Below are 21,707 nucleotides of genomic sequence, written 5' to 3' on the forward strand. Positions count from 1 at the left end.
GGTTATCCCTGCCAGATCTTGCGTTGCAGGGACATTTTTGTCAAATAGAGCATCAATCCTGTTACACTGAAAAAGTAAATGATGTCCCGGCTGTCTATCACGCCGCGGCTGACGGAGTTGTAATGGTAGCGGATGCCGGCCATTTGCAGGTAATAATCCGCGCCGCCAGAGAACACCGGCACTTTGCTCAGGGCATCAAATCCGTTATAGAAAATGTAACAGGTAAAGATCGCAACGAGGAAGGCTACGACCGCGTTGGTGGTAAGGGAAGAGGCCCAGAGACCGATGGCCGTGAACGTGCTGCCGAGCAGGAACAGCCCGATGTACGAGCCGATGATGCTGCCGCTGTCCAGCGAACTGCCGCCGGCAGCGAGGGCGGACATGGCCACGTAGTAAACGATCGTGGGTACCAGCGCTATCAGCACGATCAGCACGCAGGCGCTGAACTTTCCCCAGACGATCTGCCACCAGGTAATGGGCTTGGTGCTGAGCAGCTCCATGGTGCCGCTTTTGAACTCGTCGGAAAGGCTGCGCATGGTAATGGCGGGGATCAGCAGCAGAAAGATCATAGGCGCCAGCTCAAAGAGGCCGTCCAGGTTGGCATAGCCCATGTCCAGCAGGCTGGTATCGGGAAAAACGAAAAGAAAGAGGCCGTTTGCCAGCAGAAACAGGATGATGGCCACATAGCCGGTGATGCTGCTGAAAAACTGGTGGATCTCTTTTTTGAATATTGCTAACATGACGATGACAAATATATAATTACGGATCAGCAAATACGAATTAAAAAAGCCGTCCGGATAGCATCCAAACGGCTTTTATGTAAAAATCGTATGCGGCCGCAACTATACGGCGAAGCTCTCCCCGCAGCCACAGGTGCGGGAGGCATTCGGGTTGTTGAAGTAAAACCCTTTACCGTTGAGCCCGTCGGAAAATTCAAGTGTCGTATTGCACAGGTACAGGAAGCTTTTGATGTCTGTCACCACTTTAATGCCCTTGTCCTCAAACACCTGGTCTTTCGGCTTGTCCACATTATCAAACTCCAGCTTGTAGCTGAGGCCGGAACAGCCGCCGCCTACCACGGATACGCGCAGAAAGAAATCTTCACCGATCGTTCCTTCCGCCCGGAGGGCGTCCACTTTCTGCTTTGCTTTGTCGCTTATGTAAATCATGATAATTCCCTTTTAATGTATATTTAAAATCCCCCTAAAGGGCTCATTTCCCGTAAGTTATTCACCGATTCGCGGACGGTGCGGATGGCGAAATCAATTTCTTCCTCCGTTGTGAACCTTCCCAACGCAAAACGTAGCGAAGAATGTGCCAGATCATCCGGAATCCCCATTCCTGTCAGTACATGGCTTGGCTCCATGGATGCGGAAGTACAGGCGGAGCCGGACGAAACGGCCAGGTCCCTGGAAAAGCCTGTCATCAAACCCTCTCCCCCGGCGTATTTGAAGGAAATGTTGGTGACGTGGGGCAGGCGTGGGGCGGTGGCGCCGTTCACGCTTGTTTCTTCCAGTTCCAGCAATCCTTTTTCCAGTTTGTCACGCAAGATTGTCAGGCGCGCCGCTTCTGCTGTCATTTCCTGCCGGGCCAGCTCACAGGCTTTGCCGAAGCCCACGATCGCGGGAACGTTCAGTGTGCCGGACCGCATGCCCCTTTCGTGCCCGCCGCCGTCCATCTGGGCGGTGACTTTCACACGGGGATTCTTACGCCGTACGTACAATGCGCCGACGCCCTTGGGACCGTACAGCTTGTGCGCGCTTACCGCCATCAGATCGATCCCGTCCCGCTGCACGTCCACCGGTATTTTGCCCAGTGCCTGCGCCGCGTCGGTCATCATCAGTACGCCGTGTTTGCGGGCGATATCGCTGATAGCCCTGACGGGCTGGATCACGCCCGTTTCGTTATTGGCGTACATGACCGACACAAGGATGGTCTGGTCCGTGATCGCCGCTTCCAGCGCGGAAAGATCAATGAGGCCGTCGTGGCCGGCTTTCAGGTAAGTAACGGCAACACCCTGCTTTTCAAGATGCCGGCAGGTATCCAGTACGGCTTTATGCTCGGTTTCGCAGGTGATGATATGCCGGCCTTTGGCCGCGTACATTTCCACCACGCCTTTGAGGGCCAGGTTATCCGCTTCCGTAGCGCCTGAAGTGAAAACGATCTCTTCGGGTACCGCTCCGATCAGCGCTGCTACCTGCTCCCGGGCCGTCTTTACCGCTTCTTCCGCCGCCCAGCCGTAAGCGTGGCTGCGGCTGGCGGCATTGCCGAAATGGGCCGTGAAAAAGGGCAACATGGCTTCCAGCACGCGCGGATCGCAGGGTGTGGTAGCGTTATTGTCCAGGTAAACAGGTAGTTTCAGCATAATCCTCCGGGTACAAGACCACCACAAATTTACGATATAAGTTCTATTTTTGGCCGGTTGGCACTATTGCAAAACAGCGGGCAGCGTATAGGCTGCGTCTATATAATTCACCATCATGCTCAAAGTAGAACATATCGGAATCGCCGTGAGGTCGCTATCTGTTTCCATTCCTTTATTCGAAAAGCTGTTGAACACGCCCTGCTATAAAACGGAAGAAGTGGCTGCGGAAGGCGTGACCACGGCGTTTTTTCAGCAGGGGGAAACAAAGATCGAGCTGCTGGAATCCGTGAAAGCGGGCAGCGCGGTGGCCAAGTTCCTGGACAAGAAAGGAGAGGGCGTGCATCATATTGCTTTTGAGGTAGCGGACATCCATGCTGAAATAGAACGCCTCAGGGCTGAAGGCTTTGAGGTGATCAATGCGGAACCCCGTGTGGGCGCGGATAACAAGCTCGTTTGTTTTCTCCATCCCAAAAGCACGAACGGCGTGCTCATAGAGTTGACCCAGTCCCGCTGAAATTATTTTTTATTTCCCGCAACCTTTTCATGACTTCCATGTTGTAATAGAAGTAAGTATGAATGCAATGCCGCAAGGCTTCATAATACTCTAAAGTTGGCATAGGTTATGAAAACCTGTGGGTTTTTTAACTCGCAGGTTTATTTTTTGCGCTCCATTTGCGCCCGGTTTTTATGCCTGATCCGGCAAAACCTTTTCCATGCCTACGCTGCGCGACCCTTTCACTAACAGGTGCGTATCCTCGAAAGCCTGTTGTTCCACCCAGCGGCGGGCGTCTTCAGCTGTTTTCAAAAAGATGTAAGGGTGATCGATCTTTGCAAAATCACCATCTACCAGCACTACGGCTTTCCAGTGGGTTTGCTGCAGCAAGTCGGCGAGCGCCTGGTGTTCTTTGAGGCTGTCTTCCCCCAGTTCTTTCATCCCGCCGAGCAACAGCACTTTATTGGCCGCGTCCAGTGCCGCGAAGTTCTCTATGGCGGCTTTCATGCTGGAAGGGTTGGCGTTGTAGGCGTCCATGATAAAGGTATTGCTGCCGCGCCGCACAATCTGTGAGCGGTTATTGGAAGGAATATATTGTTCGATGGAAGGTTTTATTTTTTCCGGCGGCACGGCGAAATGCAGGCCGATGGCGATGGCGGCCATGACGTTCGGGAAATTGTAATCGCCCACCAGGTGCGTGACGATCCTGCCTGTTTCTTTTGTTTCCAGTTCCAGCAGCGCGGTTCCGGGCGTGGAGGCGCCGGTATAATCCGCCTCTTCTTTACCATAGGTGATCACGTTAGAGATGCCTTTGGACATGTCTACCAAATAAGGATAGTCATTGCAAACGAAAGCTGTGCCGCCGCTGGCGCGCAGGTGATCGTACAGCTCACCTTTGGCTTTCCGTACGCCTTCTTCGCCGCCAAAGCCTTCCAGGTGGGCCTTCCCGATATTGGTGATCAGCCCGTGCGTAGGCAGCGCCACCTTGCAGTAACCTTCTATTTCCAGCTGATGATTGGCGCCCATTTCTATAACAGCCATTTCCGCGTCCGGCGGGATGCCGAGCAGCGTCAGCGGTACGCCGATATGGTTGTTCAGGTTGCCGGCTGTTGCATAGGTCCGGTATGCGGAACCCAGCACGGTGCGTATCATTTCCTTCGTAGTGGTCTTCCCGTTAGTGCCGGTGATGGCGATGAACGGAATGCTGAATTGCTGCCGGTGATGGCGGGCAAGCGCCTGAAGGGCTTCCAGTGCATCGGGGACCAGCATCATTTTTTCAGGTTGGGTGAAAAAGGCCGGATCATCTACTACCGCATAGGCGGCGCCTGCATCCAGCGCCTGCTGCGCATACTGGTTCCCGTTGAAATTGGGACCGCGCAGGGCGAAGAAAATATCGCCGGGCTGCAGTTTGCGCGTATCTGTCTGTACCGCCGGATACTGACGGTATACCTGGTAAAGTTGTTCGATGTTCACGGCCTGATCATTTGCCTGCAAAAATAAGAAATGGAATCTCGTTTTATTTATATCTTTCCGAGGCAACCGTTCCCTGTCCGGCTGCGTATAAGAATCCTTGAAAACCTGTGTTTCACCAACTCAAAAATTTATGAAATCTATTCTGACCGGCCTGGGTTTAATGCTCTGCTGCGCGTATGTCTGTAGCTGTTCTTCCGAAAAAGCGCCTGAACCTTCCAATTCCGCCTGCGACACGATGGTGATCAACAGCGCGCGCATCTATGCAGTGATACAGATGAACTGTACGAACCACAGCTGTCATCCGGGCGGCGGCGCTCCCGTGGTGGCGGACTTTTCCAGCCTGGCGAAGTTAAAAAGCTACATCAACGCCAACCATTCCACCTTCGCTTTAAGGGTAACGGGGCCGAATGCGGATATGCCGCAGTCCCAGAGCTTCCCGGCGTTGCCGCGCGCAGTCAGGGATTCCATTGCCTGCTGGGTGGAAAAGGGGATGCCGGACTGATATGAAAAAGATACAAACAAGATCATCGACATGAAACAGATATTTCTCATCAGCGCCTTCCTGCTGGCCGGTTTCGCCGTATCTGCACAGGATATCTATTCCTGCCGGAACGCCACGCTGAGCTTCTTTTCCAGCGCGCCGCTGGAAGACATCGACGCAAAGACCACACAGGGCGTTTCCGCGCTCAACATCAAAACGAAAGCGGTCTACTTCAAAGTACAGATCAACACTTTCCAGTTCAAAAAGAAACTCATGCAGGAGCATTTCAATGAGAACTACCTGGAAAGCGACAAGTACCCGCATGCCGAATTCAAAGGGAAGATCACCGACAATATAGACCTCACGAAAGATGGCGCCTACCCGGTTACCGTTGAAGGCACGCTGAACATACATGGCGTACCGAAGACCTACCGCGAGAAGGGCACCGTGACTGTCAGCAACGGAAAAGTGACAGCCGCATCCAAATTCAATGTGCGGGTGGCCGACCACAAGATCAAGATACCGAGCCTGGTGGTAAAAAACATTGCTGAAGTGGTGGAAGTGAGCGTGAACGCTGTTTATGAACCCGTGAAATAATCAAATCAACGATATGTTGTACTTACGAATAATGACCGTAGCCCTGCTGACAGCGCCCGCCGCCATGGCGCAGGACGACCTGAGCGCTATGTTTGGAAAGGATTCCGTCCGCCGCGACGGGGTGACCTCTACATTTAAAAGCACCCGCATCATCAACGGGCAATCCAATGAAACCCTCGCCAAAGGGGACCTCGACTTCCGCGTGGCGCACCGCTTCGGCGACATCGGCGGTTCCGACGGCGGGAGCAAGACCTTCTTCGGCATGGACAATTCCACGGACATCCGCATCGCATTCGAATACGGCATCACAGACCGGTTGACGGCGGGCATTTCGCGCTCCAAAGGCAGCGGCAGCCTCTCCCAGCTGTACGAAGTGCTGGGCAAGCTCAAAGTACTGCAGCAAACGCACGATAATCGTATACCCGTGGGCGTAACGCTCTTCGGTAACGCCGTGGTAACAGGGATGAAAAGCGCCGCGGAAGAGGAAGAGCCGAGCTACTTCGGCAACTTCTCGCACCGGATGACCTATACCGGCCAGGCGATCATCACCCGCAAGTTCGGCAATGCCTTGTCCCTCGCCGTTCTGCCCACTTACATCCACCGCAACCGGGTGGCTTTTATGGATGTGAACGATATGTTCGCCCTGGGCATCGGCGGACGGCTGCGTTTTTCCAACCGCGTGGCGCTGGTGGTGGACTACTTCCTGCCGTTCCGGGAGCAGGCCAGCAAAGATTACTTCGCGGAACGGGGCGTAAAGTTCTACAACCCGCTGGGCGTGGGCGTGGAGATCGACACCGGCGGCCACATCTTTCATCTTAACTTCACCAATTCAACAGCCATACTGGAAAACCAGTTTATCCCGGAAACCACCAGCACCTGGCGGAACGGGCAGTTCCGGTGGGGGTTCAATATTTCGAGAAGGTTTTCGCTGGCGAAGTAGCGGCCGGTTCTCCGCGGCGGCTGTACAAGGTTGTAACGGCGCTTCAATATTTCACCCCGTTTCCCCTAAATTGCAGGGATGAACACCATCCGCTGCCGTATCAAAGAAAACTCGCGCCTCGCGCGGCTCGCCGCCTGGAAGCTCAAAGGCTCCGGCGCGGCGATCGTTTTCGGTAACGTGATACATCTGTACGGCGTGAGCCGCGGGGACTTCCTGGCGAACGTCCCCTGGGTCCGGCATGAGGTTTGCCATGTAAAACAGTACAGGAAATACGGCTTCTGGCGCTTTTTATGGCTGTACGTGGCGCAGTGGACAAGAGTAGGGTACCGGAACATTTCCTTCGAAAAGGAAGCCAGGCTGGCGGAACGCAACGCGCATGAGCTGGACGGCGTGGAAATAACCTAAAGATTCGTTAAATCCATACCGGACATATAAAAAAAAGTTGCAACGCAGTTATTTTCCTTATTTTTACGGTAACAGGTTTATTTACGTAAAAGGATTGATCTTATGGTAAAGAAGGTCACAGAGGGCATTACCATCAGCGTGGAAACGTTCTACCAGCCGGATTATTCCAATCCAATCGGGAGTGAATTCATGTTTGCATACCGCATCACCATTGAAAATAACAACACTTTTCCGATCAAACTGTTAAGACGCCACTGGTATATCATAGATTCGAACGGCTCGCACCGCGAAGTGGAAGGCGAAGGGGTGGTAGGCGTACAGCCTTTACTGGCGCCATCAGAGAGCTATCAATATGTGTCCGGCTCCAACCTCAGAACGGAGATCGGCAAAATGTACGGTACGTACCAGATGGAAAACCAGCTGAACAAGAAACTTTTCGAGGTAAAGATCCCCGAATTCCAGATGGTGGTGCCTTTTAAAATGAACTGATTTTTTCCCTATCTCTTTTAAGGTCTGTACCTGGCCCCGTTGAATATGTCCATCGCCTGCATATTCAGTAATTTTTCCAATGTCACTTCCGGATGTTTTTTGATGTAGGACTGCACGATGCGGTAGCCTGTGAACGCGCCTATCTGTCCCGGTGCTTCCGCCGGCATTCCCTGTGTGGACGGGCCTTCGCCGATATAACGGACAATATCCTGCCAGTCCCCGGTATACAGCAGCTTGTGCTGCACGAAGAACTGCCAGATCATTTCCTCGTTTTCATGGCAGAAGTCGAGCTGCGCCTGGGTATAACCGAGGCGCACTGCTTCCGGGGTTTCCGGCAATACTTTTTCCAGGAAATACTGCTGCCGCCCGAGGTCCAGCATCTGCTCCACGAGCTTGGCGTCGTCGCGCAGGGGAAAAAGGTTTTGATGCAGCACTTTCATGACGTTGGTGCTGATATATTCCGGCGTGAAGCGGCGGATGATATAATCCGGGTAGCCGGGGATGAGGCGGTAGACGGGGAAGTCCGCGCCCATGTACATATCCAGGCCGATGCCGAGCGTGGAGTCAACCGTTACCGCGCCGTAGTTGCCGATGGCGGAAGTGAAAGCCAGCACCCGCGGCGCGGTGAAAGCGGGAAGGTAGTATTTGGCCAGCCGGAAAGACTGGGTGAGGGCGGCTTCTATCGGTTTTACATCCGCGAAGTGCGCATTCACGGAATCCTGCAGGTCCCGGAAATCCTTGTTGGTGAGGAAAGCCCGCACCTGCGTCTCCATCAATTGGCTGGAATCCGGCTCCGGCCCGAAGTTCATGATCTCCTGCAGGTACGTGGGCAGGAAGCCCGGGTAAGAAGCCGCCAGCAATTTTATGCCGCTCATCACGTTATTGGTATCGATGCGGAAGAACTGCTGATCAAAACGCTCAATGCTTACATGGATGGGAATATGACTGACATCAGGGATATTTTTCTTTTCCCCGCAGGCCATTAAAAATGCAACCATGCCAGGCAGGATATATTTATTCAAGTAATTTCGCATCGCCTGTAAAACTTTAGAAATGGTAAAAATATTGCATCACAACGTATTATTGAAATCTTTTATCCTTTTGTTCATCCTCGCCGCCGCGGGCAGCAGCGCGCATGCGCAAAGCTTTGGGGACCGGATGAGCAGGGTGCGCTTCGGCTTCAAGCTGGACCCCGGCGGCTCCGTTATGCGGCCGCAGGAGAACGGCGTCACCCGCAACGGCGGCAAGTTCTATTTCAGCTATGGCGTTATGGCCGATTTTTATATCGATGCGAACAGCAACTACGCGATTTCCACCGGCCTCGGCATCAGCCACATGGGCAGCGTGCTGAAATACGAGGTAGGCAAAGGCGTGGAGAAGTTCAGGTCCGAGCCAACGGAATATGATCTCCGCCTGCAATACGTGGAGATCCCCTTCGCCCTGAAACTGAAAACCAACACCACGAGCGGCATCGGCATATGGGGCCAGTTCGGCGCTTTCGCCGGTGTTCCCGTACGGGCACGTGCCAACGTTATCAGCGGCCTGCAGCGGTACGACAAGGAAAATGTGCTGCAGGACATCAACCGCTTCAACACCGGCATGCTGATCGGCGCCGGCATTGAATACCCGCTCACGGAAACGCTGATGGGCGTGGCCGGCTTCAATTTCCAGAACGGCTTTACAGACATTACCCGGAATAAAAAATGGGACGATGGAAGGGTGAACATGAATGCGTTCGTTCTCCGGCTCGGAGTTTATTTTTAGACAGGATTCGCCGTAACTTTGCCCCATGAAAATCTTTTTAGCGCAGCAGAATTACCATATCGGCAACTTCGAAGCGAATACCGCCAGGATCATCTCGGCCATTAAAGATGCGGAAGCGCAGGGGGCAGACCTTGTGCTGTTCTCCGAACTGTGCGTTTGCGGCTATCCCCCGCGGGATTTCCTGGAGTTCGAAGACTTCATCGCCAAATGTTATGCAGCGATCGACGAGATCAAAAAGCATACGGGGCAGGTGGCCGTGCTGGTAGGCGCTCCCTGCCGGAATCCTGTGATGGAAGGGAAAGATCTTTTCAATGCCGCCTGGTTCCTGTATGAAGGACAGGTGCAGCAGGTGATACATAAAACATTACTACCTACCTACGATGTGTTCGACGAGCACCGCTATTTTGAACCGGGCTACGAATGGAATGTGATACCGTTCAAAGGCAAAAAGCTCGCCGTGACCATCTGTGAAGATATCTGGAATCTTGGCGATAACCCGCTGTACCGCATCTGCCCGATGGACCAGCTGATGGCGCACAAGCCTGATGTGATGCTCAACCTCTCCGCATCACCCTTCGATTACGATCACGACGAAAGCCGCAAGGAGATCATCCGCGCCAATGTGCGCAAATACCGGTTGCCCATGTACTACTGCAACACGGTGGGTTCGCAAACGGAGATCGTGTTCGACGGTGGTTCCATGGTGTTCGACGCGCAGGGCAACATCGTGAAGGAGCTGCCTTATTTCGAAGAAGCGCTGGATTTTGTGGAGCTGGATACGCTGCACAGCAAACAGGGAGATCCCGTACCGGCGCATGCTACGTCCGATATCACCGCGCTGGAATTCGACCATAACATTCACCGCATCCACGATGCGATCGTGCTGGGCATTCGTGACTATTTCGGGAAGATGGGCTTTAAACAGGCCATCCTCGGCTCTTCCGGGGGAATCGACAGCGCAGTGACGCTGGCGCTTGCCTGCGAAGCACTTGGCCGGGAAAATGTGCGCGCCATCCTCATGCCGTCGCCGTACTCCACCGAACATTCGGTAGATGACGCCGTGGCTTTGTCCAAAAACCTGGAGAATCCGTACGACATCATCCGCATCAACCATATTTACGAAAGCTTCCTCGAAACGCTGGACCCTTATTTTCACGGCCTGCCTTTCAATGTGGCGGAAGAGAACACGCAGTCGCGCATCCGCGGGAACCTGCTGATGGCGCTCTCCAACAAATTCGGCTACATCCTCCTGAACACCTCCAACAAAAGCGAGCTGTCCACCGGCTACGGCACGTTGTACGGCGATATGGCCGGCGGCCTGTCCGTATTGGGCGATGTATACAAGATGCAGGTGTATGCGCTGGCGCGGTATATTAACCGCGACAAAGAGATCATCCCGGCAAATATCATCGATAAAGCGCCGTCTGCCGAGCTGCGCCCCAATCAGAAGGACAGCGACAGCCTGCCAGATTACGCGGTGCTGGACCGGGTGCTGTACCAGTACATCGAAATGCGGCAGGGCCCCCGCGAGATCATAGAGCAGGGCTTCGATCCCGCGCTGGTAGCACGCGCACTGAAACTGGTGAACACCAACGAATACAAGCGGAACCAGTTCTGCCCCATCATCCGCGTATCGTCCAAAGCCTTTGGCGTAGGGCGCCGCGTGCCGATCGTAGGGAAATATTTGAGTTAAGGAAGAACCCCGTTATCTTTGTCCAAATTCAACAGTAATAATGTTACAGGTACAATTTATTCGTCAAAACAAGGAATTGGTGCTGGAAAGGCTTGCGCTCAAACATTTTAAAGAGCCGGGCCTGGTAGAGGAGGTCATTGCGCTGGACGATCAGCGCCGGAAGCTGACGCTGGAATATGATGAAACACAGGCGAAAGTGAATGCCGCATCGAAAGAGATCGGCAAGCTGATGGCGTCAGGCGATAAAGCCGCCGCGGAAGCCCGCAAGGAAGACGTGGCCCGCTTCAAGCAGGCGCTTGGCCCCATTGACGAATCGCTCAGATCAACGGAAAAATTACTGCAGGATACCCTGGTGAAGCTGCCTAACCTGCCCGGGCAGAACGTTCCCGCCGGCAAAACGCCGGAAGAGAATGTGGAAGTGCGCGGCGGCGGCAGCAAGCCCTCCCTGTACGAAGGGGCGGTGCCGCACTGGGACCTGGCCAAACAGTACGACCTGATAGACTTTGAACTCGGCAACAAGATCACGGGCAGCGGCTTTCCCGTGTACAAGAACAGGGGAGCGCGCCTGCAACGCGCGCTGATCAGCTATTTCCTGGACTATAATACCGCCAACGGCTATACGGAAGTGCTGCCGCCGTACATGGTGAATGAAGCATCCGCCTACGGCACCGGCCAGCTGCCGGATAAAGAAGGGCAGATGTACCATGTGACGGAAGATAATTTTTACCTGATCCCCACCGCGGAAGTGCCGGTAACGAATATCTACCGTGACGAGATACTGAAGGAATCAGCGCTGCCGGTGAAGATGACGGCTTACACGCCGTGTTTCAGGAGGGAAGCGGGTTCTTATGGCAAGGACGTACGCGGGCTGAACCGCCTGCATCAGTTCGAAAAAGTGGAGCTGGTGCAACTGGTGCGCCCTGATCAATCATATGCCGTACTGGAAGAAATGGTCAGCCATGTGGAAGCGTTGATCAAATCGCTCGGCCTGCCTTACCGCATCCTGAACCTTTGCGGCGGTGATATGAGCTTTACCTCCGCGCAGACCTACGATTTTGAAGTGTACTCCGCGGCGCAGGACAAGTGGCTGGAAGTTAGCTCCGTATCCAACTTTGAAAGCTACCAGACCAACCGCATGAAGATCCGTTATAAAGACGAAGCCGGCAAGAACCAGCTGCTGCATTCCCTGAACGGAAGCTCCCTGGCGCTGCCGCGCATCATGGCCTGCCTGCTGGAAAATAACCAGACGAAGGAAGGCATCCTGCTGCCGGAAGTGCTGCACCGTTACTTCGGCAGCGACCGCATAAGCAACGGTTAAGGATATACTTTCGTATTAAATATGTAGAAAGCGTACCGGCATCGGTACGCTTTTTGATTTTTTAATGTTATTTTGGAGAAGGTCTAAATATGCAAATCATGAAACAATTAGGTCAAATCATGTTGGTGGCTATCGTATTGGCCGGTTGTGCCAAGGGCCTCAACCCCAATAACACCGCAAAAGTAGAAGCCGCTTTTGCCAAATACGAAGATTCCGAAGGCAAGGCCATTTTCAGGGACAAATGCGCAAAGTGCCACGGGTATATGTTGCCTGAAACGCGCACCGCGGAAAAATGGCCGAATATACTCGACCGCATGGCGAAGAAAGCAAAATTAACGGATGAGCAGAAGGAGGCGGTTGTGGCTTTTGTGACAAAGCACGCAAAGGCGTCCTGATAAGCGCTTGTTTATGCGCCATTTTCTTCCCAACGGCAAACAGCTGGTGATCCGTACACCCGGGATCCGTGATGCGCAGCATTGCCTGGATTGTTTTCTACAGCTTACGCAGGAAACGGACTTCCTGCTGTATACCTATGCGGAGGCGAAAGGCTTTGACCTGGCCGCGGAGGAGGCATTCATCGCTTCCTATATGAACCATCCCAACCATCTTTTCCTGGTGGCGGACGTGGAGGGCGAGATCGCCGGTTCGCTGACGCTGAACCAGAACCGGTTTTCGAAGCAGCAGCATATGGCGCTGCTTGGTGTGGCCGTGCTGCACAAGTACTGGAACATGGGGATCGGGAGGCGGTTGCTGACAGCGGCGATCCGTTGGGTGGAGGAGCATCCTGTGATCAGCGTGATCCATTTTGAAGTATTGTCCACCAACGAAAGAGCGATCCAGCTCTACCGCAATTTCAACTTTACCGAACATGGCCGCATCCCGCAAGGCATCCGCCAGCCTGACGGCAGCTGGGCGGACCTGGTGGTCATGAGCAAACGCATCAAACCCCTGTGACCCATGCAACGCTTTGAAGGGCTTTATTCCTACGATTCCCCCGATAACATTCAACCCGCCGTTGTAACGGTAACGAATAAACGTATTGAAATCCATCTGAAAGATGCACGTGTGGTATACTGGTATTGGTACAACGTGGTGAAGGGCAACGGTCCGGATCTGCATCATGCCGGCCTGCCCCTGCAGACGCTGAAAGTAGCGGACGCGGCTTTTGCCGCTATTGCGGCGAAGCAGCTGTCGAAAAAGTACCGGTCGTATGTGGTCCCTTTCCTCGCGGGGCTGGGTATTGTTATCGCGGGATTGCTGCTGGCGGCCTATTTCTGGCTGATACCGTTCCTGGCGGGCCGCGCCGCGCAAAGCCTGCCGGTGGAATATGAAACAGAGATGGGAGAAAGCGCTTACAAGGCCATGATCGGGGACTTCAAAGTAAATGAAGCAAAAACGGCGCTGGTGAACCGGTTCTTCGGAGCGCTGCATATTCCTTCCGCTTACCCGGTGAAGATCACGGTAGTGGAAGAGCGGCAGCTCAATGCCTTCGCGGTGCCGGGCGGCCGCATCGTGGTGTTCACCGGCCTGCTTGAGCAGATGCAGCGGCCGGAAGAACTGGCGGCATTGCTGGCGCACGAGTTTTCCCATGTGGAGCTGCGGCATACCACGCGCGCTCTTTTACAAAGCCTCGGCACGTACATGATGGTAAGCCTTGTGTTCGGCGACCTGTCCGGCATCAGCGCCGTGGTGGTGGAAAACGCCAACACGCTGCAACACCTGGAATATTCCCGTTCCCTGGAGCGGGAAGCGGACCTGAACGGGTTGGCGCTGCTGGAAGCGCGGCACATCAACGGGGAAGGATATATCTGGCTGTTCCGGACATTGCAGAAAGATGGCGCCGCCGCGCATTCGGAATGGCTGAGCAGTCACCCTGACCTTGGGAACAGGATAAGATATGTGGAGGAAAGGTTGCGCGGTGCGTCGGCGGACACGGTGCCTGCGGGCTTGCAGGAGATATGGACGGAGTTGAAAAAGTGATGCACCCCGCATATTGACTGCCAGCAAAAAAATTCCGAAATTAGTGCCGATATGGACCGCTATGACCGACAAATACGCCTGAATGGCTTTGGCGCTGAAAAACAGGAAATGCTCCGCAAGGCCGCCGTACTGGTGGTGGGAGCAGGCGGTCTCGGTGTGCCGGTGTTGCAATATCTTACCGCCATGGGCGTGGGCACCATCGGCATCGTGGAGCAGGATACCGTGTCCATCACCAACCTGCAAAGGCAGGTGATCTACAACACGGAAGATGAAGGCAAACCCAAGCTGCAAACAGCCATCACGCGGCTGGAGGCTCTGAACCCCGAAGTTACTTTCATACCCCATTCCACTTATCTTTCTACGGCCAACGCTTTGGAGATCATCGGGAAGTACGATGTGGTGATCGATTGCTGCGATAATTTCGCCACCCGTTACCTGGTGAATGATGCCTGTGTGATATTGGAGAAGCCGTTTGTTTCGGGGTCTATTTTTGAATATGAGGGACAGGTGAGCGTGTTCAACTACAAAGGCAGCGCTACTTACCGTTGCCTGTTCCCTGTGCCGGGGAACGCGCCGGATTGTAACACGATCGGTGTGCTGGGGGTGCTGCCGGGCCTCATCGGCTGCTACCAGGCGAACGAAGCGGTGAAAGTGATCTGCGGGATCGGGGAGCCGCTGACCAATCAACTGTTAAGCATCAACATACTGGATAATATCCACCAGATATTTACCTTCCAGACCATTTCCGCAAACCTCCGTATCTCGGAGCTGCAGGATAGTTATGGTGATAGTATATGCGACGCCGTGACCATGGAACTGCTGTCTGTAAAAGAACTGCAGCAGTGGCTGGAAAATGGCCATGACTTCCTGCTGGTGGACGTGCGGGAAAAAGAAGAATGGGATATTTGCCATATCGATGGAGCAGTACACATCCCCATGCGCCGCGTGGAAGCCTCGGTGTCCAGCCTTTCGAAGAAAAAGCCGGTCGCGGTGATCTGCCACCACGGCATGCGCAGTAAAGCTGTTGCGCAACTCCTTGTGCAGTTGGGTTTTAGCGAGGTATACAACGTTACCGGCGGCATCCATGCCTGGGCCGGTGAAGTGGATAATAATATGGCGACGTATTGAATGCTGCTGCGGTTCGGCAGGATTTCCGAAAAGTTTAACACCTGCATTTCAAACGTTAGCCCCCGCTGGAATGAAATTTGTGTTTTTTTATTGTTACCAGTACCTGGCCATTTAAACTTTCCTTTTATCCTTCCGTCTTATTTTAAATTTTTTATTTATGGCTGCTGTTCCCGAACACATACAATTGCAACACCTGGGCTGGAGGGCGGGTTTTGGCGAAAGTCTTCCCGTGATCCGCTCCTGGGCCAAAAAGCGGCGCAAGGAAGTAGTGCGCAAACTGGTCCTCGGTCCCGAATCCGACCTGAACCCCGTAAAGGTGGTGGATGAAACGGACCTCCCCGATTACAGGAGAGCGAAGAACATGGGCGCCGAAGAGCGGAAGATGCTGCAGCGCATGAATACCAACGGCATCAAAGACCTCAGCGTGCTATGGACCCACGCGATGATCGACAGCGACCATCCGCTGCGTGAAAAAATGGGCCTCTTCTGGCACGGGCACTTCGCCTGCCGCACGCAGAACGTATTGTTCAACCAGCAGCTCCTGCAGGTGATCCGGCAACACGGACTGGGCAACTTCGGCACGCTGCTCTCGGAGGTATCCAAAACCCCCGCCATGCTGGCTTTCCTGAACAACCAGCAAAACCGCAAGCAAAGGCCGAACGAGAACTTCGCGCGGGAAGTGATGGAGCTTTTCACGATGGGGCAGGGCAGCGGATACACGGAAAAGGATATCAAGGAAGCAGCCAGGGCGTTCACCGGCTGGTCGTACGATCAGGTGGGACAATTCAGGTTCCGCAAAAATACCCATGATGAAGGCGTAAAGACCATCCTCGGTAAAACCGGCAATTTCAACGGCGATGATGTGATCAAAATATTGCTCGAACAAAAACAGACCGCGAAATACATCACCCGGAAGATCTACAAATACTTCGTCAATGAAGAAAACCCGGATGAAACCCACATCGCGCACCTCGCTGATAAATTCTATCAATCCGGCTACGACCTCCGCGCGTTGATGCAGGAGATCTTTATGGCGGACTGGTTTTACGAGGAAAAGAACATCGGCAGCCGCATCAAATCTCCCATGGAACTGCTGATCGGCCTGCGCAGGGCCATTCCTATGCGGTTCGAGCAGGAGGAGGCCATGCTGGTATTCCAGCGGGTAATGGGACAAACGCTTTTTTATCCGCCTAACGTAGCCGGCTGGCCCGGCGGCAGAAGCTGGATAGACAGCTCCAGCCTCATGTTCCGGATGCGCGTTCCGCAGATCATCCTGTATTCGCAGGAATTCAATGTGAAGCCCAAAGAGATCACACCGGAAATGGGCGAAGGGCAGAATTACAAGATGACGATGCAGGTGAACGAATTTCTGCGGAAGCAATATGCCCGCAGGGTGAATGCGGACATCGACTGGACGGCCTATATCGCGGGGTATAAAGATGTGCCGCGCGAAGCGCTGGCAGACAGCATCGCGCAGAGCCTGCTGGTGAAAAATGAAAAGATCGATAAAAGTCTGCTTGAAAAATATTCAGATACATCCACCCGTGATAATTACATCAAAACGATCACCATCGATGTAATGAGCACGCCGGAATATCAACTTTGTTAAAATCTGCTACTATGACCTTACATATCAACAGGCGCCGTTTTCTGCAGGTAGGCTCGCTCGCTTCCGCCAGCCTGATGCTGCCGAAGTTCCTCAAGGCGATGGAACAGGGCCACCTGGTGCCCCCCGGCAACAAAGTGCTCGTGGTCGTGCAGCTGTCCGGCGGCAACGACGGCCTCAACACCGTGATCCCTTACCGCAACGATATTTATTACCGGATGCGCCCCCAGCTGGGCATCAAACGGGAAAAAGCGCTCGCGCTGAATGATGAACTCGGTATCCATCCCGCGCTGGAAAGCTTCAAATCACTGTATGACGAAGGATCGCTCGGCGTGCTGAACAGCGTGGGATATCCCAACCCCAACCGCTCGCACTTCCGGTCTATGGACATCTGGCAAAGCGCCAGCGATTCCGAAGAGAACTGGAGCACGGGCTGGCTGGGCCGCTACCTGGACGTGCAATGCAAGGATTGCGACAAACCTACGCAGGCGCTGGAAATAGACGATACGCTCAGCCTGGCCATGAAAGGCGATCATGTGAAAGGTCTGGCGCTCACCGATCCCAACCGGCTGTTCGGCGCCAGCAACGATAAATACTTCCGGGAACTGCTCGCCAAACAGCATGCGGACGAACATCAGAACGTAGGCTATCTCTACAAGACGATGGCGGAAACAATCTCTTCGGCCGCTTACATCCGCCAGCAATTCAAAACGTACAAGAGCAAAGAGTCCTATCCCAATTCGGAGCTGGGCCGTAACATGAAGACCATCGCGGAACTGATCATGACGGATATCAATACCAGCGTATACTACGTTTCGCACGGCAGCTTTGATACGCATGTGGGGCAGGAGAACCAGCAGAAACGCCTGTTCGATCAGCTGAATGAAGCGCTGAAAGTTTTTGTGGGCGACCTGAAAAAGAACAACCGCTTCCAGGACGTGCTGGTGATGACCTTCTCCGAATTTGGCCGCCGCGTTGGGCAGAATGCGAGTGGTGGTACGGACCACGGCACGGCGAACAACATGTTCCTGATCGGCGGGGGATTGAAAGAAAAGGGCGTGCTCAATGAAGGGCCTGACCTGACGAACCTGAAAGACGGGGACCTGCAGTATAAAGTGGATTTCAAAAGCGTGTACGCCACGCTGCTGAACAAATGGTTAGGGGCGGATGACCAGATGATCCTGAAAAAGAAATACGAGCATTTGTCGTTTATCTGATCAATGAAAACGGCCCCGTTGCAGGGGCCGTTTCTTTTATATGTTTTGCCCTGTTGCGGGGGCTGTTCCTTTTATATGCCTGCGAAATCTGGCTTACTGCGCCACCTTGTCATACGCGGCTTTCGCGATCTGCGCGATCGTTGCTTCGCGGGTGGCTTCATCCGATCTTGCATTCATCACATATACCACGATGGCGAGTTTTTGTCCGTTCGGCAGCACGATGATCCCCGCATCGTTCGTAGCGGCGGCCACGCCGTCCCGCACACCGGAAGTACCTGTTTTATGCGCCACGGGCGTACCGACGGGCAGCAGACCTTTGAGGCGTTTGGGGCCAGTGGAGGTTTTCAGCATGATGTCCCACAGAAAATCATTGCTGGTTTTGGAGAGCGCGGAGCCTTTGTGCAGGATGTCCAGCAGCTGCACCATGGCGGAAGGCGCGCAGAAATTGGTGAACTGCACGTCCCATGCGCTGGCCATTTTGGCTTCGCTGGCCACGATGGCGATCTGCTTTACGCCGAGGCCATGTACGTAGTCATTGATCGCGGCTTCGCCGCCGGCGAGATCGATAAGGAGGTCGCAGGCGATGTTATCGCTTTGGGACACCATGTATTCCAGCAGCTGCGCCAGCGTCTGATCCACATTGCCATCGGGGAATGCATCGCGCAGCGGGCTCCAGGTGCCGGGCACCATCCATTTTTTATCGATATAGATCTTTTGTTCCAGCTTCATTTTCCCTTCGTCCACCTGGTGCAGAATAGCCATGGCGATGGGGAATTTGAAGACGCTTTGCATCGGGTAAACCGGGTCGTTCTGGAAGTTCAGGGTGTCGCGGGTGTGCAGGTTCATGATGCCGACGCCTACGGTTCCGCCGGAGCGTGCCGCGATGGCGGCAATTTCATTGCGCAGGCTGTCGCTCAGCCCCGGCGCTTCGGATGCGGTGGAATCAGCGGAATTATTGCGGGTGGCGGGCGCATTGCATGCGGCCATGAGAAATAATGTTGCGGCGGAGATCGCGGTCAGCTTCATATAGTCAGGTGTTTGGGTGCATCAAGTTATAAAAAAGGTCATCACGATGTATCGCGATGACCATATAATTTGCAGGATTTTTCCGGTTAGTAATAATTCCGGTATACTACTTTGAAATATCCGTCTTTCACGGTTTTCAGGCTGCCGTCGTCCTCGCTTACCAGTGTGCCGTTGAACTGGCCGGTCACCAGGGAATCTTTTAATTGATGAATGATGATGGTGAAATCGCCGAACTGGTCATCCGCTGTGATCAGCTCCAGCGAGGAACTCATTTCCATGACCATGCCGGTGCCGGGCGCGGTATTCCGGTACACGCCGGGCGTGATGTCCGCGGAAGCGGAAGTGACGCGGATGTTGATCACGTCCTTTTCATAACTGTATCCCGAGATCAGCAGCTCCGCCCGGTCGTTGGCGGGGTCCGTGTCCGTCAGGTTACCGGGTGAATAATAGGCCCGGTGGCTCTGTTCAGACAGCACCACCTTGTTGTCCATTTTAAAGGAGATGAACTTGCGCGTGGGCGTTACATCTTCGTTGGACTTGCAGGCGGCCAGCAGCAGGAGAAAAGCAGCCGCGCCTGACAGGGACAATTTTCCAGGCATAGGATAATACCGTTTTATGATCAATTATAATTTTTCGATCGATGTCTGTTTTTGCCGGCCGATGCGGTACAGTACATATCCCATCGTTGCAAAGAACAATACGCCAAGCAATTGATAGCCTCCGCTTCCGAGCAAGCCGCTCAGTCCATGTTCCGCATTCACTTTCTTCAATCCTTCCGCTACATTTTCATTCACGGAAAGCACGGCTACGATCACCCCGGCTACCGCACCGCCCGCTACCAGGCCGGTCGCGAAAAGGTTGCCTTTGCCCAGCTCTTCTTCTTCCGCGCTCAGCTGTATGCCGGAGCGTTTCTGCTTCCATTCCACCAGCCCGCGGATAGCGCCGCCGATGAAAATGGGAAGCGTGGTGGACAACGGAAGATAAGCGCCTACCGCGAAGGACAGGGACTTGACGCCGCAGAGTTCCAGTGTGATGGCAATGAACACGCCTACGAGCACGAATTGCCAGTCGAGGTTAAAGGACAGAATACCTTTAATGAGTGTAGCCATCAGTGTAGCCTGGGGCGCTGCATATTTTTCGGTGCCGATGGCATGCTGAATACCCTGTGAGGCCATTTCCGCCGTGGGCGTATCCAATATGTGCACCGTCCATCCGATCACGAGCGAAGAAACGATCGCTCCGATAAATAACGCAATTTGCTGGTTTCTTGGTGTGGCGCCGACAATATATCCTGATTTCAGGTCCTGCGAAGTGGCGCCCGCGTTGGCCGCGGCGATGCAGATCATGCCTCCTACCACCAGGGCCATCGGTTCAAAAACTTTACCCGTCCATCCCACGGCAATGAATATCAGGCAGGTGCCCATGATGGTGGCGATGGTCATGCCTGAAATGGGATTGTTGCTGCTGCCGATGAGGCCTACGATGCGGCTGCTCACCGTTACGAAGAACGCGCCGAAGATCACCACGAGCAAGCCGATCAGCAGCTTGTTCCAGATAGAATCGCCGGGCAGCTGCGGCAGCAGGGCCATCAGCAGGATAAGCGCGACGCTGCCGATGATCACCACCTTGAAGGAAATATCTCTTTCCGTTCTGGGTACGGCTTCGCTTTCATTCTTTTCTTTCAGTGATCCGAGGCTGTCTTTAAAGGATGATATGATGGTGGGGATGGTCTTCAGGAGTGTGATGAATCCTCCGGCTGCTACGGCGCCCGCGCCGATCTGCTTCACGTAGGCCTGGTAGATGGCGGAGGAATAATCGCTGAAGGTACGGGTGGCCGGGTCCCATCCGCCGGAGCCGCCGGCGGTGTTGAGGTCCGCCAGCAATCCGAGTTTAACGAGCTGCGTGGCGATAACTTCCGCGGGGATCAGCGAAGCCAGCAAAGGAATGAGGCATAACCATGCCAGCACCCCGCCCGCCACCAGCACGCCCGCAATGCGGGGGCCGATGATGTAGCCCACGCCCAGGTATTCCGGCGTGATCTCGCCGCTGACCTTTGCGGAAGGGAAGATCTTGTTCGTCTGCCTCGTCAGAAAGGTGGGGGTTTCCGCGATCACATGCAGCACTTTTTGCAGCATGGCGTACACGAGCGCAAAGCCCAATCCCAGGAAAGCCGTTTTGGCAAACTCGCCTCCCTTTTCACCGGCTTTGAGCACGGAGCCGCAGGCGGTGCCTTCGGGGTAGGGCAATGTATCATGCTCTTTTACGATGAGCGACCGCCGCAGCGGGATCATCATGAGCGTACCGAGGATACCGCCAAAGATGGCGAGTATCAGGATAGTCATATAGTCGAAATAAGCCTCCCCGCTGCTCTGCCCCTGCTCGTTCGCGGAAAGGAACAGGAAACCCGGCAGGGTGAACACCACCCCTGCCGCGATCGATTCGCCGGCGGAGCCGGTGGTCTGAATGATGTTGTTCTCCAGGATGGTGGTTTTGAAGAACTTCCGTCCCAACGTAATGGCGATCACCGCAATGGGAATGGAAGCCGAAACCGTCAGTCCCGCTTTCAGGGCAAGGTATACCGTGGCGGCGCCGAAGATCACACCCGCAACACATCCGAGGAGGATGGACTTGAGGGTTAATTCCTTCATCTTGACTTCGGGCGCTACAAAAGGCTTGAATTTGTTGGACGACATAAGGAGGTGTTAGGAGATGGATTTTCTGATTTAACCTAT

At 54.1% G+C, this 21,707-nt stretch carries 23 protein-coding genes; 15 read left to right on the top strand and 8 right to left on the bottom strand.

Translation table 11 applies throughout. The features are described from left to right. Positions 1-2 precede the first annotated feature (2 nt). The 3 genes from gldF to CCY01nite_RS09405 form a co-directional block, all read right to left on the bottom strand. Positions 3-740, bottom strand: coding sequence for a gliding motility-associated ABC transporter permease subunit GldF (gldF, locus tag CCY01nite_RS09395; protein WP_146859978.1), 738 nt, complete (start codon positions 738-740; stop codon positions 3-5). 102 nt (positions 741-842) lie between these two features. Next, positions 843-1,169, bottom strand: coding sequence for a HesB/IscA family protein (locus CCY01nite_RS09400; protein WP_146859981.1), 327 nt, complete (start codon positions 1,167-1,169; stop codon positions 843-845). 23 nt (positions 1,170-1,192) lie between these two features. Continuing rightward, on the bottom strand, positions 1,193-2,365 hold the full coding sequence (locus tag CCY01nite_RS09405) for an IscS subfamily cysteine desulfurase (protein WP_307726078.1): 1,173 nt from the start codon (positions 2,363-2,365) through the stop codon (positions 1,193-1,195). A 115-nt stretch (positions 2,366-2,480) separates the two neighbouring features. Here CCY01nite_RS09405 and mce point away from each other — a divergent pair, with 115 nt between their 5' ends. Beyond that, positions 2,481-2,879, top strand: coding sequence for a methylmalonyl-CoA epimerase (gene mce, locus CCY01nite_RS09410; RefSeq protein WP_146859983.1), 399 nt, complete (start codon positions 2,481-2,483; stop codon positions 2,877-2,879). A gap of 171 nt (positions 2,880-3,050) precedes the next feature. On the opposite strand, the gene CCY01nite_RS09415 is transcribed toward mce, so the two are convergent. Beyond that, positions 3,051-4,331: a UDP-N-acetylmuramoyl-tripeptide--D-alanyl-D-alanine ligase gene (locus CCY01nite_RS09415; RefSeq protein ID WP_146859985.1), complete on the bottom strand. Its 1,281-nt coding sequence runs from the start codon at positions 4,329-4,331 to the stop codon at positions 3,051-3,053. A 130-nt stretch (positions 4,332-4,461) separates the two neighbouring features. On the opposite strand from CCY01nite_RS09415, the gene CCY01nite_RS09420 reads away from it, so the two are divergent. From CCY01nite_RS09420 to apaG, 5 genes are all read left to right on the top strand, one after another. Beyond that, the gene (locus tag CCY01nite_RS09420) at positions 4,462-4,833 is read left to right on the top strand and encodes a hypothetical protein (RefSeq protein WP_146859987.1); all 372 of its coding nucleotides are present in this window, start codon (positions 4,462-4,464) and stop codon (positions 4,831-4,833) included. 30 nt (positions 4,834-4,863) lie between these two features. Then, positions 4,864-5,409 (top strand): YceI family protein, encoded by a 546-nt coding sequence (locus CCY01nite_RS09425; protein ID WP_146859989.1) that lies wholly within the window; start codon positions 4,864-4,866, stop codon positions 5,407-5,409. Between the two features lie 13 nt (positions 5,410-5,422). Further along, positions 5,423-6,349, top strand: coding sequence for a DUF5777 family beta-barrel protein (locus tag CCY01nite_RS09430; protein WP_146859991.1), 927 nt, complete (start codon positions 5,423-5,425; stop codon positions 6,347-6,349). A gap of 78 nt (positions 6,350-6,427) precedes the next feature. Next, positions 6,428-6,754, top strand: coding sequence for a DUF4157 domain-containing protein (locus CCY01nite_RS09435; protein ID WP_146859993.1), 327 nt, complete (start codon positions 6,428-6,430; stop codon positions 6,752-6,754). Positions 6,755-6,856: 102 nt separating this feature from the next. Next, entirely contained in the window at positions 6,857-7,243 is a 387-nt protein-coding gene (apaG, locus tag CCY01nite_RS09440; RefSeq protein ID WP_146859995.1) for a Co2+/Mg2+ efflux facilitator ApaG/CorD, read from the top strand. Positions 7,244-7,260: 17 nt separating this feature from the next. Here the strand turns inward: apaG and gldB are convergent, their stop codons facing one another. Next, the gene (gldB, locus tag CCY01nite_RS09445) at positions 7,261-8,277 is read right to left on the bottom strand and encodes a gliding motility lipoprotein GldB (protein ID WP_443092681.1); all 1,017 of its coding nucleotides are present in this window, start codon (positions 8,275-8,277) and stop codon (positions 7,261-7,263) included. 19 nt (positions 8,278-8,296) lie between these two features. Here gldB and CCY01nite_RS09450 point away from each other — a divergent pair, with 19 nt between their 5' ends. The 9 genes from CCY01nite_RS09450 to CCY01nite_RS09490 all read left to right on the top strand — a co-directional run bounded on the left by CCY01nite_RS09450 (position 8,297) and on the right by CCY01nite_RS09490 (position 17,949). Further along, positions 8,297-9,007 carry a porin family protein gene (locus tag CCY01nite_RS09450; protein ID WP_146859999.1) on the top strand — a complete coding sequence of 237 codons (711 nt, stop codon included), beginning with the start codon at positions 8,297-8,299 and terminating at the stop codon, positions 9,005-9,007. A gap of 25 nt (positions 9,008-9,032) precedes the next feature. After that, entirely contained in the window at positions 9,033-10,700 is a 1,668-nt protein-coding gene (locus tag CCY01nite_RS09455) for an NAD+ synthase (RefSeq protein WP_146860001.1), read from the top strand. A gap of 40 nt (positions 10,701-10,740) precedes the next feature. Then, positions 10,741-12,018 carry a serine--tRNA ligase gene (serS, locus tag CCY01nite_RS09460; RefSeq protein ID WP_146860003.1) on the top strand — a complete coding sequence of 426 codons (1,278 nt, stop codon included), beginning with the start codon at positions 10,741-10,743 and terminating at the stop codon, positions 12,016-12,018. A 98-nt stretch (positions 12,019-12,116) separates the two neighbouring features. Continuing rightward, complete coding sequence (locus CCY01nite_RS09465) at positions 12,117-12,413, top strand: c-type cytochrome (protein WP_186830981.1); 297 nt, start codon at positions 12,117-12,119, stop codon at positions 12,411-12,413. A 13-nt stretch (positions 12,414-12,426) separates the two neighbouring features. Next, positions 12,427-12,972 carry a GNAT family N-acetyltransferase gene (locus tag CCY01nite_RS09470; RefSeq protein ID WP_146860007.1) on the top strand — a complete coding sequence of 182 codons (546 nt, stop codon included), beginning with the start codon at positions 12,427-12,429 and terminating at the stop codon, positions 12,970-12,972. A 3-nt stretch (positions 12,973-12,975) separates the two neighbouring features. After that, complete coding sequence (locus CCY01nite_RS09475) at positions 12,976-13,998, top strand: M48 family metalloprotease (RefSeq protein WP_146860009.1); 1,023 nt, start codon at positions 12,976-12,978, stop codon at positions 13,996-13,998. Positions 13,999-14,049: 51 nt separating this feature from the next. Beyond that, a complete protein-coding gene (locus CCY01nite_RS09480) occupies positions 14,050-15,126 on the top strand; it encodes a HesA/MoeB/ThiF family protein (RefSeq protein WP_146860011.1) in 1,077 nt (358 codons plus the stop codon). A 157-nt stretch (positions 15,127-15,283) separates the two neighbouring features. Then, positions 15,284-16,735, top strand: a complete 1,452-nt coding sequence (locus CCY01nite_RS09485) for a DUF1800 domain-containing protein (protein ID WP_186830982.1) — start codon at positions 15,284-15,286, stop codon at positions 16,733-16,735. Positions 16,736-16,746: 11 nt separating this feature from the next. After that, positions 16,747-17,949 carry a DUF1501 domain-containing protein gene (locus CCY01nite_RS09490; RefSeq protein ID WP_146860013.1) on the top strand — a complete coding sequence of 401 codons (1,203 nt, stop codon included), beginning with the start codon at positions 16,747-16,749 and terminating at the stop codon, positions 17,947-17,949. Positions 17,950-18,042: 93 nt separating this feature from the next. Here CCY01nite_RS09490 and bla read toward each other — a convergent pair whose 3' ends face one another. The 3 genes from bla to CCY01nite_RS09505 all read right to left on the bottom strand — a co-directional run bounded on the left by bla (position 18,043) and on the right by CCY01nite_RS09505 (position 21,668). Continuing rightward, entirely contained in the window at positions 18,043-18,975 is a 933-nt protein-coding gene (bla, locus tag CCY01nite_RS09495) for a class A beta-lactamase, subclass A2 (RefSeq protein WP_146860015.1), read from the bottom strand. An 86-nt stretch (positions 18,976-19,061) separates the two neighbouring features. Continuing rightward, positions 19,062-19,574 carry a hypothetical protein gene (locus CCY01nite_RS09500; protein WP_146860017.1) on the bottom strand — a complete coding sequence of 171 codons (513 nt, stop codon included), beginning with the start codon at positions 19,572-19,574 and terminating at the stop codon, positions 19,062-19,064. Positions 19,575-19,598: 24 nt separating this feature from the next. Beyond that, on the bottom strand, positions 19,599-21,668 hold the full coding sequence (locus tag CCY01nite_RS09505; RefSeq protein ID WP_146860019.1) for an OPT family oligopeptide transporter: 2,070 nt from the start codon (positions 21,666-21,668) through the stop codon (positions 19,599-19,601). Between the last annotated feature and the right edge of the window lie 39 nt (positions 21,669-21,707).

The sequence above is a fragment of the Chitinophaga cymbidii genome (assembly GCF_007992715.1).
GTDB classification, from domain to species: domain Bacteria; phylum Bacteroidota; class Bacteroidia; order Chitinophagales; family Chitinophagaceae; genus Chitinophaga; species Chitinophaga cymbidii.